Source organism: Duganella lactea, assembly GCF_009857505.1.
Classification (GTDB): Bacteria; Pseudomonadota; Gammaproteobacteria; order Burkholderiales; family Burkholderiaceae_D; genus Rugamonas; species Rugamonas lactea.
Genome location: NZ_WWCP01000001.1, coordinates 126,443 through 140,449 on the forward strand (window position 1 = coordinate 126,443; position 14,007 = coordinate 140,449).

17 protein-coding genes and 1 tRNA gene are annotated in these 14,007 nt (G+C 64.1%); 10 read left to right on the forward strand and 8 right to left on the reverse strand.

From position 1 onward, the window contains the following. Window positions 1-16: 16 nt before the first annotated feature. Together GTP44_RS00605 and GTP44_RS00610 are read right to left on the reverse strand one after the other, a co-directional pair. Window positions 17-715, reverse strand: a complete 699-nt coding sequence (locus tag GTP44_RS00605) for an alpha/beta fold hydrolase (protein WP_161017899.1) — start codon at window positions 713-715, stop codon at window positions 17-19. Then, window positions 712-1,347, reverse strand: coding sequence for an FMN-dependent NADH-azoreductase (locus GTP44_RS00610; protein ID WP_161017900.1), 636 nt, complete (start codon window positions 1,345-1,347; stop codon window positions 712-714). The genes GTP44_RS00605 and GTP44_RS00610 overlap by 4 nt, the downstream gene beginning before the upstream one ends. Window positions 1,348-1,444: 97 nt before the next feature. Between GTP44_RS00610 and GTP44_RS00615 the strand changes: the two genes are divergently transcribed. Continuing rightward, window positions 1,445-2,365 (forward strand): LysR substrate-binding domain-containing protein, encoded by a 921-nt coding sequence (locus GTP44_RS00615; RefSeq protein WP_161018189.1) that lies wholly within the window; start codon window positions 1,445-1,447, stop codon window positions 2,363-2,365. Here the strand turns inward: GTP44_RS00615 and GTP44_RS00620 are convergent. Together GTP44_RS00620 and GTP44_RS00625 are read right to left on the reverse strand one after the other, a co-directional pair. Beyond that, window positions 2,355-3,263, reverse strand: coding sequence for an MBL fold metallo-hydrolase (locus GTP44_RS00620; protein WP_161017901.1), 909 nt, complete (start codon window positions 3,261-3,263; stop codon window positions 2,355-2,357). The two genes, GTP44_RS00615 and GTP44_RS00620, sit on opposite strands and share 11 nt — an antisense overlap. Next, on the reverse strand, window positions 3,260-3,475 hold the full coding sequence (locus tag GTP44_RS00625) for a DUF1289 domain-containing protein (protein ID WP_161017902.1): 216 nt from the start codon (window positions 3,473-3,475) through the stop codon (window positions 3,260-3,262). The genes GTP44_RS00620 and GTP44_RS00625 overlap by 4 nt, the downstream gene beginning before the upstream one ends. Before the next feature lie 88 nt (window positions 3,476-3,563). On the opposite strand from GTP44_RS00625, the gene GTP44_RS00630 reads away from it, so the two are divergent. Both GTP44_RS00630 and GTP44_RS00635 read left to right on the forward strand, forming a co-directional pair. Beyond that, window positions 3,564-3,977: a ribbon-helix-helix domain-containing protein gene (locus GTP44_RS00630; protein WP_161017903.1), complete on the forward strand. Its 414-nt coding sequence runs from the start codon at window positions 3,564-3,566 to the stop codon at window positions 3,975-3,977. A gap of 8 nt (window positions 3,978-3,985) precedes the next feature. Next, window positions 3,986-5,152, forward strand: a complete 1,167-nt coding sequence (locus tag GTP44_RS00635; protein ID WP_229256719.1) for an extracellular catalytic domain type 1 short-chain-length polyhydroxyalkanoate depolymerase — start codon at window positions 3,986-3,988, stop codon at window positions 5,150-5,152. Here GTP44_RS00635 and GTP44_RS00640 read toward each other — a convergent pair whose 3' ends face one another. Both GTP44_RS00640 and GTP44_RS00645 read right to left on the reverse strand, forming a co-directional pair. Beyond that, window positions 5,153-5,572: a prefoldin domain-containing protein gene (locus GTP44_RS00640; protein ID WP_161017904.1), complete on the reverse strand. Its 420-nt coding sequence runs from the start codon at window positions 5,570-5,572 to the stop codon at window positions 5,153-5,155. It lies immediately after the preceding gene. A 21-nt stretch (window positions 5,573-5,593) separates the two neighbouring features. Next, window positions 5,594-5,812 carry a cysteine-rich CWC family protein gene (locus GTP44_RS00645; protein ID WP_161017905.1) on the reverse strand — a complete coding sequence of 73 codons (219 nt, stop codon included), beginning with the start codon at window positions 5,810-5,812 and terminating at the stop codon, window positions 5,594-5,596. A gap of 114 nt (window positions 5,813-5,926) precedes the next feature. Between GTP44_RS00645 and argB the strand changes: the two genes are divergently transcribed. Continuing rightward, on the forward strand, window positions 5,927-6,853 hold the full coding sequence (gene argB, locus GTP44_RS00650) for an acetylglutamate kinase (protein ID WP_160988443.1): 927 nt from the start codon (window positions 5,927-5,929) through the stop codon (window positions 6,851-6,853). Between the two features lie 47 nt (window positions 6,854-6,900). After that, window positions 6,901-6,975, forward strand: a tRNA-Thr gene (locus tag GTP44_RS00655). A gap of 24 nt (window positions 6,976-6,999) precedes the next feature. On the opposite strand, the gene GTP44_RS00660 is transcribed toward GTP44_RS00655, so the two are convergent. After that, a complete protein-coding gene (locus GTP44_RS00660) occupies window positions 7,000-7,902 on the reverse strand; it encodes a TraB/GumN family protein (RefSeq protein ID WP_229256720.1) in 903 nt (300 codons plus the stop codon). Window positions 7,903-7,928: 26 nt separating this feature from the next. Here GTP44_RS00660 and GTP44_RS00665 point away from each other — a divergent pair, with 26 nt between their 5' ends. The 4 genes from GTP44_RS00665 (at window position 7,929) to GTP44_RS00680 (ending at window position 12,498) form a co-directional block, all read left to right on the forward strand. Beyond that, the gene (locus GTP44_RS00665) at window positions 7,929-8,654 is read left to right on the forward strand and encodes an HAD-IA family hydrolase (protein WP_371867121.1); all 726 of its coding nucleotides are present in this window, start codon (window positions 7,929-7,931) and stop codon (window positions 8,652-8,654) included. A 25-nt stretch (window positions 8,655-8,679) separates the two neighbouring features. Continuing rightward, the gene (gene slmA, locus GTP44_RS00670) at window positions 8,680-9,255 is read left to right on the forward strand and encodes a nucleoid occlusion factor SlmA (RefSeq protein WP_160988442.1); all 576 of its coding nucleotides are present in this window, start codon (window positions 8,680-8,682) and stop codon (window positions 9,253-9,255) included. Continuing rightward, complete coding sequence (locus tag GTP44_RS00675) at window positions 9,256-11,115, forward strand: chorismate-binding protein (RefSeq protein WP_161017906.1); 1,860 nt, start codon at window positions 9,256-9,258, stop codon at window positions 11,113-11,115. 66 nt (window positions 11,116-11,181) lie between these two features. Next, window positions 11,182-12,498 carry an anti-phage deoxyguanosine triphosphatase gene (locus tag GTP44_RS00680; RefSeq protein WP_161017907.1) on the forward strand — a complete coding sequence of 439 codons (1,317 nt, stop codon included), beginning with the start codon at window positions 11,182-11,184 and terminating at the stop codon, window positions 12,496-12,498. A 38-nt stretch (window positions 12,499-12,536) separates the two neighbouring features. On the opposite strand, the gene ftrA is transcribed toward GTP44_RS00680, so the two are convergent. Beyond that, entirely contained in the window at window positions 12,537-13,490 is a 954-nt protein-coding gene (ftrA, locus tag GTP44_RS00685; RefSeq protein WP_161017908.1) for a transcriptional regulator FtrA, read from the reverse strand. Window positions 13,491-13,581: 91 nt separating this feature from the next. Between ftrA and GTP44_RS00690 the strand changes: the two genes are divergently transcribed. Then, window positions 13,582-14,007, forward strand: a complete 426-nt coding sequence (locus tag GTP44_RS00690; RefSeq protein ID WP_161017909.1) for a rhodanese-like domain-containing protein — start codon at window positions 13,582-13,584, stop codon at window positions 14,005-14,007.

Here is a 14,007-nt window from a genome sequence, read left to right on the forward strand (position 1 = left end):
CTCTACATTTGCCTTATCACAAGCTTTCCGCCGCGTGCAGGATGAAATCGGCCACCCGCCGCGGCTGCGACTGCAGCGACATGTGGCTGGATTTCAACACCACCGTCCCGGCCTTGATCTGGACCGCCAGCTTGCGCTGCACCGCGAACGGCAGCGCCTGATCGTTCTCGGTCATCAGATACCAGCTCGGCTTGTCGTGCCAGGCGGCGCGCGAGATGGTATCGCGGAAAGCGCTGGCGGCGATCGGCTGTTGCGTCGCGGCCAGCAGCGCCACCGTCGCGGCGGGCACGTCCGCCGCCATGACCTTTTGGTAGGCGGCCGGATCGTCCAGCCAGATGCGGCCGTCGGCGTCCGGCGCCAGGCCGGTCATCGGTGCGCCGAGCCGGTCCAGTAGGCCCGCCACCGATTCGCCGCTGTCCGGCACCAGCGCCGACAGGTAGACCAGCCCGCGCACCTGGGGCAGGTTGCCCGCCTCGGTCACCACCGCCCCACCCCACGAGTGTCCGACCAGCAGCACCTTGCCCGGCTGGCGCTCGACCACCGCGCGCGTGGCGGCCACATCGTCCGCCAGCGAGGTCAGCGGGTTCTGCACGGCGGCGACATGACAGCCGCGATCCTGCAACGCCGCGATCACCGGCGACCAGCTGGCGCCGTCAGCGAAGGCGCCGTGCACCAGCACGATGCTGACGGCGGCGCACACCGCCGCGACCGTCATACGGCCCCCTGCGCCGTCAGCGCGGCCACCACGTCGGGCACGCCGTCGAGCGCGGCGCGGATCGACTGGCTGCGCAGCTCCGGCCCCTTGGACAGCAACTCGGCGCGCAGGATGTTAAAGCGCTTGATGCCGAGAAAGCCGAAATAGGCGCGGGTGTAGGTCTCATGGAAATCCATCGCCGCCGCCGGCCCCGAGGTGTAGCCGCCGCCACGCGTGGACGCCATGATCACTTGTTGATCGCCGGCGATGCCGACCGGGCCGGCCGCCGTGTACTGGAACGTCCGGCCCGGCTGCGCCAGCCGGTCGAACCACGCCTTCAACTGGCTGGGCACCGAGAAGTTGTACATTGGCACACCCAGCACGATGACATCGCTGGTCAGCAATTCGGTGACCAGCGTTTCCGACAGCGCATGCTCGGCCTTGTCGGCAGCGCTGAAATGTTCGATGCCGCTGGGACGGAAGCCGGCCGCGATCACCGCGTCCATGTGCGCCACCGGCTGCGCCGCCAGGTCGCGATACACATAGCCGGCGTCCGGATAACGGTCGCGCAGCTCGGCGGCGATCGCCGCGCTCAGGGTACGGGAGACGGAGGCGTCGCCAAAGATGCTGGTATCGATGTGAAGGATTTGCATGATGTTCTCCTGAAAGAAAGTACATGCAGCATATGCCGGCGACATTGTCCGCACCAGCCGTTAAAATAGATCAGTTCGTTCTACCGATGGGACAATGATGGAAGACTTCAACGATCTGGCCTTTTTTGCCGCCGTGGTCACGCACGGCAGCTTTTCCGGCGCCGCCCGCGCGCTGGGCATTCCGAAATCGCGTGTCAGCCGCCGCATTGCCGAGCTGGAGCAGCGGCTGGGCGTACGGCTGTTGCAGCGCTCCACCCGGGCCATGCGCGTGACCGATGTCGGCTCGGCGTTTTTTGCCCATTGCGAAGCGATGACCCAATCCGCCCGCGCCGCGATGGAGGTGGCCGAACAGGCCGGCGAGCGGCCGGCCGGCCGCGTGCGCGTCAGTTCGCCGGCCGGGGTGGCCCACCTGTTCCTGGCGCCGCTGCTGCCGCGCTTCCTGTGCGCGCATCCGGATGTCCGGCTGGAGCTGGAGCTGACCAACCGCCGCGTGGACGTCATCGGCGAGGGCTTCGACGTGGCCATGCGCATCCGCACCACGCTCGACGACTCGGAACTGGTGGTGCGCACCTTTGGCGTCAGCGACCAGGTGCTGGTCGCCAGTCCGGCCTTCATCGCCGCGCACGGCCCGTTTGCCGACGTCGGCGCGCTGCGCAACCTGCCCGGCCTGGGCAAGGGCGGCCAGGACGGTGAGGCGCCGCGCTGGCGCCTCACCGGTCCCGGCGACGAGATCGTGGAAATCGATTATCTGCCGGCGCTGGTGGTGGACGATGTCGAGCTGCTGACCATCGCCGCCGCCGGCGGCGCCGGCATCGCGCTGGTGCCGTTCAATGCCTGCGCCGAGGCCATCGCGTCGGGACAGTTGAGTATGCTGTTCCCCGAGTACCGCGCCGGCTCGCACCAGCTGCACGCGGTGTACGCGTCACGCCGCGGGCTGTTGCCGGCGGTCCGCGCCTTCATCGAATTCCTGGCGGCCGAGCTGCCGGAGACCATGCGCAGTCAGCGCATCACACGTTAAGTAAGTACTCACCTTTCACGCGTGCCGCCGCCGCGCGCACCAGCTGCTGTACCGCCCACCGGCCGAGCGCGTCCGGCGGCTGCTTCAGGTAGTGGTTGTTGGCGGCCGCAAACACCGGCATCGCGGTCAGCAACCCCGGCACATCGGCCAGGGCGATGCGCTGGCGCTCCAGCAGCAGGAACTTGAGCAGCACCTTCAGCGCGTTCTGCGCGTTGCGCAGCGGATCGGCGGCCAGATAGTCCAGCCGCGAACGGGCGCGGGCCAGCGCGCCGGCCACATCGGTGAACGGCGCGCCATGGCCGGGGATCACCACCGCCACGTCCAGCCCGGCGATCAGGTCCAGCGTGGCGCGCGCCTCGGCGAAACCGGACTGGCCGTCCAGCTCGGGAAAGATCACGCCGAAGCCGTTTTCCCACAAGGCGTCGGCGGAGATCAGCACCTTGGCTTCCGGACAGTAAAAAATCAGCGCATGCGGATCGTGGCCGGGCGCCGCCAGCGCCTGCCACGCCATGTCGGCCAGCCGCAGCACGTCACCGGGCGACACGGTGGCGTCGAAGGTAAAACGGTCGCAGCGCTGGCCGGTGGCCTTGAAGCTGAGCGCATCCTCGTCCCAGTGCCGCACCTTGTCGGCCTCGGCCACCGGGATCGCGGTGCGGCAGCCGAAATGCGCCTGCAGCATGGCGTTGCCGCCGCAATGGTCGGAATGCAGATGCGTGTTGAGGATCTGGTCCAGATGGCGGCCATGCAACACCTGGCGCACCAGCGCCAGCGTCTGCGGCGCGTGGCTGACGTAGCCGGTATCGATGATCGCCGTATCGTGGCGGCCCAGCAGCATGATATTGTTGGAGGAGAGCCAACCACGCTGCAGCACCTGGATCGCCTCCGGCAGCAAACTCATCTTTCCTCGTCGTCGCAACGGCGGGTGGCGCGCCGCCGCGGCAGCTCGGCCCAGACGGCGCGTTTGTACTCATCGTCGGCCTGGCCCCAGGCGATGATTTCCTCGATGCTGCGCAGGCAGCCCATGCAGTAACGCCGCTCCAGGTCCATCTTGCACAGGCTGACACAAGGCGAGGGGACCGGCGAGGGGCTTATGTTGTTTACTTCACTCATGGCTGCATTATGCCGCGAAGCCGCTTGACCGGGGGCGGCATCAGCGTAGACTCACCATCCATATAGATGGCAAATGGATGGAGACACCGTGGCCAAGCAAGAAATCAAGCTGAAGATTGCCGAATCAGAAAAAATCACCATCAATCTCGGTCCGATCGACCTAGGACAGATTGATCTGCTGGTGCAGGAAGGGTTTTACTCCAACCGTACCGATCTGATACGCACGGCGATCCGCAATCAGCTGAACCAGCACGCCGAGGTGGTCAAGCAGACCGTGGCGCGCAAGAGTCTGGTATTGGGGATGCAACATTTCTCGCGCGCCGATCTGGAAGCCAGCCAGGCGGCGGGCGAGCGGCTGCAAATCCAGGTACTGGGCCTGGCCAGCATCGCCAGCGACGTCTCGGTCGAACTGGCGCTGGCCACCATCGAATCAATCTTTGTACTCGGCTCGCTGCACGCCAGCGCTGTCCTCAAGACCGCGCTGGCACAACGCATCCACTAAGGAGTGCCATGAAACTGAATATTCTCAACCAGATGCGCGAGGCTGCGCGACAGATGTTGAACAAGGCCGCGCCGCCGCAACGCCCGGCCATGCGCGACATTAATCCACCGCCGGGGGCGGCGCCAACCGCCACCGAAGCGGCGCCGGCGCAAGCGCAGGAGCAAGCCCAGGCCCAGGCCACGCGCGCCAACATCAATCCGGCCACCCACCCGGCCGAATACGCGCAGGACATCCTGAACCGCATGGGCATCAAGCTCGACCTGCAAGCCAATCTGGACCGCGCCATCGATATCGGCTCGGTGCTGCATCCGGCGCCGGCCCAGCCGCTGCCGGCGGGAGCGCAGTTCGTCATGGGCAGTTACAGCAACCATGCGGGCACGCGCAATTACAAGCTGTACATTCCGTCCAGCTACCACGGCCAGGCGGTGCCGCTGCTGGTGATGCTGCACGGCTGCACACAGAATCCGGATGACTTCGCCACCGGCACGCAGATGAATCAGCTGGCCGAGGAAATGGGCTGGCTGGTGGTGTACCCGGAGCAGACCGCGCAGGCCAACCACTCCAAATGCTGGAACTGGTTCAACGCGATCGACCAGCAGCGCGGACAGGGCGAGCCGTCCATCATCGCCGGCATCGCGCGGCAGATCATCGACGAATATCCGGTCAATGAGCGGCAGGTGTATGTGGCGGGCTTGTCGGCCGGTGGCGCGATGGCGGTGATTGCCGGCACGCTGTATCCGGAATTGTTCGCGGCGGTGGGCGTGCATTCGGGCTTGCCGTTTGCGTCGGCGCAGGATTTGCCGTCGGCGCTGTCGGCGATGAAGCGCGGCGTCCATCACGCGCCCAAGGCGGGCAACGGTTCGCAGCCCATCATCGTGTTCCATGGCGACGGCGATACCACGGTGAATCCGCGCAATGGCGAGCAGGTGATGGAGCAGCGCCTGCATCATCATCGCGGCGCGCGGCCGCGGGTGCAGTCGGGCGCGGTGCCGAATGGTCATCGCTACACGCAGACCACGCACACCACGGCGGACGGCACGCCAGTGGGCGAACATTGGGTGGTGCACGGCGCCGGCCACGCCTGGTCCGGCGGCAGCGCGCTCGGCACCTACACCGACGCCAAAGGCCCGGACGCCAGCCGCGAAATGCTGCGCTTCTTCCGCACGGTGAGCTGATCAGATAGCGCCGCTCACCCGCAGGATCAAGCCGACCATGGTGACCAGATTGGTGATCGTCAGGCCGGCTACCCAGTACACCAGCCTGTCGATGCGGTTGTTCACCTGGTCAATCCGCTTGTTCACCTGGTCGATCCGGTTGTCCACCTGGTCGATACGCTTGTCCAGACGCTCCGCCACGCGCTCCTGCCGATCGATCAGATAGCGCTGGACGTCATCGAGCTTGTCATGCAGGGAGGCGAATCCGGCCAGCATGGCCTGATGATGTGCTTCTTGCGTACGCTGCAAGTTTTCCTGCGCGCGCCTCAAGTCAAGCAGCGCGCCGGTGACGTGGTCCATTTGGGTCTCCAGCCGCACGATGCGGACGATGTGGTCATCGTCCGCCGCGCCACCTGGCTTGTCAAGCGAGGGCGGGTTCATTTTCAGCGCACCCATCGAGGGTTATGCGCTATTGTCGGGCGGGGTATGGGCCGGGGTTTGAGGATGATCAATGATGTGCCGCCGCAGACACGCCGGGCACCAGCAACTGGCGCCGGGTACGGACGGAACCGGCAGCGATGGCGGCAAAAAAGTGCACCAGCACGGCTCGGCCGGAGCGGCTGGATCGGCGTCCTTCATGGCGCAGGAGAACTGCGCGCCGCAGCGGGAACAGGTGCTCATCGGCCCAGCCTAGCGGAGCTTGCGGGAAATTACAACAGGATGGCCCTATAATGCGTGCTTGAGTGCAGCCGCAGGCTGTAAAATTGCGCCCAAATTCTATCTACCGGAATCGCCATGACCCAACTGACCAATCTGAACCTAGGCAATGACGCCGACGACCTGACTTCCGTTGAACCACGGATCAAGGCGCAAATTCTGGCCGAGGCGCTGCCCTACATCCGTAATTACCACGGCAAAACCATCGTCATCAAATACGGCGGCAACGCCATGACCGACGAACGCCTGAAACACGGCTTCGCCCGTGATGTCATTTTGCTCAAACTGGTCGGCATGAACCCGGTAGTCGTGCACGGCGGCGGTCCGCAAATTGACAACGCGCTGAAGAAAATCGGCAAGCAGGGCACCTTCGTGCAAGGCATGCGCATCACCGACGAGGAAACCATGGAAGTGGTCGAATGGGTGCTGGGCGGCGAAGTGCAGCAGGACATCGTGATGTTGATTAATCACTACGGCGGCCAGGCCGTCGGCCTGACCGGCAAGGATGGCGGTCTGATCCGCGCGCGCAAGATGGCCATGCCGGACAAGGACAACCCGGGCCAGACGCTGGACATCGGCTTCGTCGGCGAAATCGAGGCCATCAACCCGGCCGTGGTCAAGGCGCTGCAGGACGACGCCTTCATCCCGATCATCTCGCCAATCGGCTTCGGCCAGGACGGCCAGGCCTACAACATCAACGCCGACGTGGTGGCCGGCAAGATCGCCGAAATCCTGAAAGCGGAAAAGCTGATCATGATGACCAACATCGCCGGCGTGCAGGACAAGCAGGGCAATCTGGTGACCGACCTGTCGGCGCGCGAGATCGACGAGATGTTCGCCGACGGCACGATTTCCGGCGGCATGCTGCCTAAAATTTCATCGGCCCTGGATGCGGCGAAGTCCGGCGTCAACACCGTGCACATCATCGATGGCCGCATTGAGCATTCTTTGTTGCTGGAAGTCTTGACCGAACAAGCTTTTGGCACTATGATCCGGTCTCACTGAAAAAAAGGCGGTCTCGCCGGCAATCGGTGAAACCGCCACATCAGTATGCCCTTTTAGCTCAGTGGTAGAGCACTCCCTTGGTAAGGGAGAGGCCACGTGTTCAATCCACGTAAAGGGCACCACTTCTCGCAGCACCCTCCCCCAGCTCAGTAAATTCGTTCCACCGTCAGCCCGCGTTCGCGCAGCAGTTCCGGCACGCTCGTTTTGCCGACCAGATGCAGCACGCCGATCGCCGCCACACTGTTGTTTTCACGCGCCATCAACGCGACGAGGCCATCGGCCAGCGCCGGATTGCGGCCCTCCAGCAACACCTTCTGCACAAAGCGGCCGGAAAAGCTCGCGTCCTGCTCCGCCTTCAGCGCCAGCGCGTCCAGCGCCTTCACATCGGCGCTGCGCCAGGCCTGGGCGATCTCGCGCGCCTGGCTGGCCTGCTCCTTGTCCTCGATGCCGCTGATGGCCTCCTCCAGGAAGGTCAGCTGCCCGGCCGGCGTCATCTTCTGATCGAACAGCGCCATCTGGCTCTCCGCCGATTCCAGCTCGACGACTTTCTGGCCGGCGGCATGCGCCTGTTTTGACAGATGCGCATCCACCGCCAGCGACGCGTCATAGCCTTGCGCGGCAAACTCGCTCACCGTCAGCATGGTGGCCAGCAGCCAGGGCTTCATCGACGCCACCGACTGCGGCGCGATGTTGTACTGCTTGAGCAAACGCTCAAGGCGCTGGCGCCACGCCGGCGCCAACGCGCCGCTGCCCTGGGCGCTCAGACCATGCTGCTGCACCGCGCGCGCCAGTTTTTGCGGATCGCCCAGGGGATCGATTTCCAGCGCCAGCACCGGCGCCTGTCGCAGCAGGCCGGCAAGGCGCGGCTCCAGCGGATAAAAATCCTTGGCGCCGACGTGGATGGTGCCGAACAAATACAGCGTCTGTCCGTTCTGCTGCACCTTGAACAGCGCGCCGCGGTTGGGCGCCGCGCCCTGCTCCGCGGCCCAGGCGGAACCGAAGGCAAAGAAGAACAAACTGCAGAACATCACTATAATCTGGCGCTGCATGATTTCCTTTTGTTGGTAGAGACAACGTGAATATTACCCGCTCCTCGCCCGTGTGGCTGTTTGATCTCGATAACACCCTGCACAACGCCTCGCACGCCATTTTCCCCGCGATCATGGCCGGCATGAACCGCTATCTCGCGCGTCTGCTGGGAGACGGCGTCACGCCCGCCAGCGAGGCTCTGGTGAACGCCACGCGCACGCTGTACTGGCAGCGCTACGGCGCCACCACGCTGGGCGTGGTCAAGCACCATGGCGTGAAGGCCGCGCACTTTCTCGATGAAACCCACCGCTTCGATGACCTGAGCGCGATGATCCGCGCCGAGCGCGGACTGCGCCAGCTGCTGCGCCGCCTGCCCGGCCGCAAAATTTTGCTGACCAACGCGCCGCACCGCTACTCGTCGCAGGTGCTCTGGCATCTGGGCCTGCAGCGCCACTTCAACCACCACATCGCGGTGGAGGCGATGACGGTGCACCGCCACATGCGTCCCAAGCCGTCGAAGCTGATGCTGCGCAAACTGATGCGCCGCCACCAGCTCACGCCACAACGCTGCATCCTGGTGGAGGACACACTGGCCAATCTGCGCAGCGCGCGCCAGTTGGGCATGCGCACCGCGTGGGTCACGCAATACCTCACCATCGGCGACAGCGCCGGCCTGGCGCATCCGCAAAAAAGGCTGATTCGCCCCGCTTACGTCGATGTCAAAGTAAAATCCGTCAGGAACCTGCCGTCACGCCTGCACCAGCTGCGCTGACCAACACTTTTAATCGCGAGATCATATGGCAAGCACACCGCCAGGCCAGCGCCGTTTGCAGATACTGCAGGCGCTGGCGGAGATGCTGGAACAGCCCAAGGGCGACAAGATCACCACCGCCGCGCTGGCGCGCAAGCTGGCGTTTTCCGAGGCCGCGCTGTACCGGCATTTCGCCAGCAAGGCACAGATGTTCGAGGGGCTGATCGAATTCATCGAATCATCCGTGTTCGGCCTGATCAACCAGATCGCCGAGCGTCAAAGCGACGGCATGGCGCAGGCGCGCGACATCGTCGCCATGCTGCTCAACTTCGCCAGCCAGAATCCGGGCATGACGCGGGTGCTGAACGGCGACGCGCTGGTCAACGAGGACGAACGCCTGCAACTGCGCATGAACCAGTTCTACGACCGCGTCGAGCTGGCGCTGAAGCAGGCCTTGCGCCTCGCCGCCAGCGAAGGCCAGGCGCACGAAGCCGATACCGCCGCGCGCGCGGCGATGCTGACCAGCTTCGTCATCGGCCGCTGGCACCGTTACGCCAAGAGCGGCTTCAAAAACAATCCGGCGCAGGACGCGGCGCTGCACATCACGTTACTGCTCTCGTAAATGAACACCGAAGTATTCGCGCTGCTGGACGACGCCAGCCCGGAAGCCACCCTGACCGGCGGACGTTCGCGCCTGTACACAGAGCACGCCGGCACGCTGCGCTGCGACGACATCGCCCAATGGCCGCAGCTGCTGGAACAGATGCAAGCGGCGCTGGCGCGCGGCGAATACGCGGTCACCGTATGCACCTACGAACTGGGTGAGGCTTTGCTTGAAGTGGCGCCGCCGCGCGCGGTCCCGCCGGGACAGACGCCGGCGCCATTGGCGCGGATCCTGCTGTTCCGCCGCTGCGCGCTGCTGTCGGCGGCGGAAGTCGGCGACTGGCTGGCCGCGCGCTCCTTTCCGATCGAACGCCCCGCCGGCGTGGCCAACATCCGCGCCAACATCGATCAGCAGGCGTTTAGCGGGGCGCTGGCGCGCATCCACGACTACATCGCCGCCGGCGACACCTACCAGGTCAATTACACCTACCGGCTGCGTTTTGACGCGTTTGGCGGCATCCATGCTTTATACGCGCGTCTGCGCGGCCGCCAGCCGGTTCCCTACGGTGCGCTGATCGCGCTCGATGACGGCAGCGCCGTGCTGTCGCTGTCGCCCGAACTGTTCGTGCGCCACGAGGACGGCGAACTGACCGCGCGGCCGATGAAAGGCACCGCACCGGCCGCGCCGCCGAAACAGCAGGCGGAAAACATCCTGCGCGCCACCAACCTCGCCGCCGATCCGAAGAACCGCGCCGAGAACCTGATGATCGTCGACCTGCTGCGCAATGACATCGCGCGCGTCGCCACCACCGGCAGCGTCGAGGTCCCGGCGCTGTTCGAGGTGCACCGCTACGCCAGCGTGCTGCAGATGACCTCCACCATCACCGCGCGTCTGCGCGCCGACGCCACGCTGGCCGACCTCTTCGAGGCGCTCTATCCATGCGGCTCCATCACCGGCGCGCCGAAGCGCCGCACCATGGAAATCATCCGCGAACTGGAGCCGGACGCGCGCGGCATCTACACCGGCGCCATCGGCTGGTTCGATCCGCGCCAGGACGGCAACGCCGACCAGGTGGGCGACTTCTGCATGGCGGTGCCGATCCGCACACTGACCTTGCGGCCGCCGGGCGCGGACGGCGTGCGCCGCGGCGAAATGGGCGTCGGCGCCGGCATCGTCTTCGACAGCGACGCCGACGAGGAATACGCCGAGTGCAAACTCAAGGCGCGCTTCCTCACCGGCCTGCAAAACGAATTTGAACTCTTCGAAACTATGCACGCCACGCCGGGCAACGGCGTGCGCCATCGCGAGCGCCACCTGAAACGGCTGGCCGCGTCGGCGCACTACTTCGGCTTCCCCTGGGATGAGCAGGCGGCGCATGCCTATCTGGATACCGCCTGCGCCACGCTGGAAGCACAGCACGCCGCCTATCGCCTGCGGCTCGCGCTCAGCGTCAACGGCGCCTTCTCGGTGCAGCACGCGCCGCTGACGCCGCTGGCCGAACCGGTGCGCGTGCTGCTGGCGGAAGACCGCAGTAGCAGTAACGACCTGTTCCTGCGCCACAAAACCAGCATCCGCCAGCGCTACGACGCCGCCTGGCGCGATGCCGAAGCACAAGGCGCTTTCGACACCCTGTTCTTCAACGAACGCGGCGAGTTGACCGAGGGCGGCCGCAGCAACGTCTTCGTCCGCCTCGACGGCCGATGGCTGACACCGCCACTGAGCGCCGGCGTGCTGCCCGGCGTGATGCGCGGCGTGATGCTGGACGATCCGGCCTGGAACGCCAGCGCAGCGGTCATCACCCGCGCCATGCTGGAAGCCGCCGACGAGATCGTCCTCTGCAACGCCCTGCGCGGCGCGTTGCGCTGCTTTTTGCGATAGGAAAACTTTCCTTTAAAAAATTTATGTTACCATAAGTAAATTCCAACAGGGAGAGGTAACGTCAGCATGACTACATGGGAAGCGCGATTAGAAAACGCCAATCAGGATGCCCGTATCAGGGACAACTACAGCCGGGATCGGGCACGGATCATTCACTCCGCTTTTTTCCGCCGCCTTCAGGGAAAAACCCAAGTCCTGGGCTTGGGCGAAAGCGACTTTTATCGCACTCGGTTGACTCATTCGATTGAGGTTGCGCAGATCGCTTCGGGTATCGTGGAACATCTGGAATCGCAGCAGCTCTCGGAAGATCAGAAACAGCTTTTGCCTTCTGCAAATTTAATCGAATCGATCGCTTTAGCGCACGACATTGGCCACCCGCCTTTTGGGCACGGAGGAGAAGTCGCATTGAATTATGTGATGCGCGATGACGGTGGCTTTGAAGGGAATGCGCAGACCTTACGCATTTGCACGAAGTTGGGTGAATATTCTGACGACAACGGCCTGAATCTGACGCGCCGCACGCTATTGGGTCTGCTCAAATATCCTGCCACCTATTCGAGCACAGTGAATGTGGCAGCGTATGGGGAAGAAAAGTCCTCTATCAATCTTGACGCCTACAAGCCGCCGAAATGCGTTTTTGACTGCGATAGCGATAGCTTGGATTTTATTTTACAACCCGTCGCAGCAGATCGTCCTTTGTTTCAATCTGTTGCTGCGGTAAACAACAAGCATCAACGCACGATGTATAAGGCGCTGGACACCTCGATCATGGAATTAGCCGATGACATTGCTTACGGCGTGCATGATCTCGAAGATGCCGTCGCGCTGTCGCTGGTCAAAGAGCGTCAATGGAATCTCGAAGTCACAGAAAAGTTCGATGCGCTGGGCGACGCCAGCGGCTTAAAACCTAAAATCGCGGACATTTCCGCTAATCTTTTCTCAGGCCTCAACAAAACCCGCAAAAAGGCAATCAGTGAGTTGGTTGGGTACTTCATACGATCCACACAACTAACCAGTCTCGAAAAATTTCAAGATCCACTGTTGGATACCAATGCGGTGATGTTTGAGACGGCAAAGAAAGAACTAAAAATCCTGCAGGGTTTCGTCGTCGATCATGTGATCAAAACTGCGGAAGTGCAAACCCTCGAATACAAAGGACAACAAATGATCGTCCGGTTATTCGAAGCGATCGACGCCAACCCGCAGCGTCTTTTGCCCGAAAAATATGCGCGTGAATATCAGGAATATCATGAGAAGAAGCAGCACGGTCAGTGTCGCCGGGTGATCTGCGACTATATTGCCGGAACAACGGACGATTACGCATCGCGGCTCTACCACAAGATTTTCACGCCATCGTCCGGCTCCATTTTTGATCGGCTATAAAGTCGAACGGCATGCTGGCGGGCGCCATGTATGAACGGCTACCTTAGCACGAAGCGTTTTCGGTAAGCGCCCGGTGTGGTGGCGGTGAGCCGACGGAAATGGTGGCGCAGCGTTTCCTCGGAGCCGAAGCCGGCGCGCTCGGCGATCCGCGCCAGCGGCACATCCGGTTCCTCCAGCAGCTCCTTGACGATGGCGACCCGCTCGCGGATCAGCCACTCGACCGGGCCAAGGCCGGTGGTCTGCTGAAACTGGCGCTGCAAGGTGCGCGGACTCATCGCCGCGCGCGCGGCCATGCTGGCCACCGTGTGCGCCTGCGCCGGATGGCTGCGCAGCCAGTCCATCAGCCGCGACAACCGGCCCTGCTCGCCCTGCGCCATCGGCCGCGGCAGGAACTGCGCCTGTCCGCCCTCGCGGTGCGGCGCCACCACCAGCCGCTGCGCCACCACGTTGCCGATCTTGGCGCCATGGTCGCGCCGCACCAGATGCAGCAGCATGTCCAGCCCGGCGGCCGAGCCGGCGGCGGTGATCACCTGGCCGTTATCCACATACAGATGATCGGGCTGCACCTCGATGCGCGGATAACGCTGCGCCAGCCGCTCGGCATAGCGCCAGTGGGTGGTGGCGCGCTGGCCGTCCAGCACGCCGGCAGCGGCCAGCACGAACACGCCCGAGCAGATCGAACACAGTCGCGCGCCGCGCGCGTGGGCGGCGCGTATCCAGTCCAGCAATGGCGGGGGCGGCGGTTCGGCGGCATCGCGCCAGCCGGGAACGATGATGGTGTCGGCGCGCGTCAGCAATTCCGGCTGGTACGGCGCCTGCACGGTGATGCCGCCGGCTGCGCGGATCGGTCCCTCCTCCACGGCGCAGACGGCGAAGTCGTACCAGTCCACGCCCAGTTCCGGGCGTTCCAGCGCAAACAGTTCGACCGTGCAGCCGAACTCGAAAGTGCACAGCCGGTCATACGCCAGCGCCACAACGAGGTGATTTTTCATGGCGCAATCTTACCGTAGATTGGCAGACGCGCCACTTCTGGCGCTGGCGGGACGGCGGCACAATCAACGCTCAACCTGAAAGGAGCGTCCGATGTCCCTGATTACCGCCATTCCCGCCGCCGACAGCGCCGCCGCGCTGGCCCACTTTGAAGCCAGCTTCCGTTACGAAACCGATTGCTGGGATGTGCATGACGCCATCAGCGGCGGCCAGCAGGACTTTGTGCTGCTCGATGTGCGCGGCACCGAGAAGTACGCGGCCGGCCACGTGCCGGGCGCGCTGGATCTGGCGCACCGCAAGATCATCGGCGCGAAGCTCGCCGAATTCCCGGCCGATACGCTGTTCGTGGTCTACTGCGCCGGACCGCATTGCAACGGCGCGGCCCGCGCCGCCTTGCGGCTGGCGCGACTGGGCCGGCCGGTCAAGCTGATGAGCGGCGGCATCACCGGCTGGCTCGATGAGGGCTTTGCGCTGGCCACCGCGACAAACGGGCGCGACAATCCATCAGCGGCGCTATAA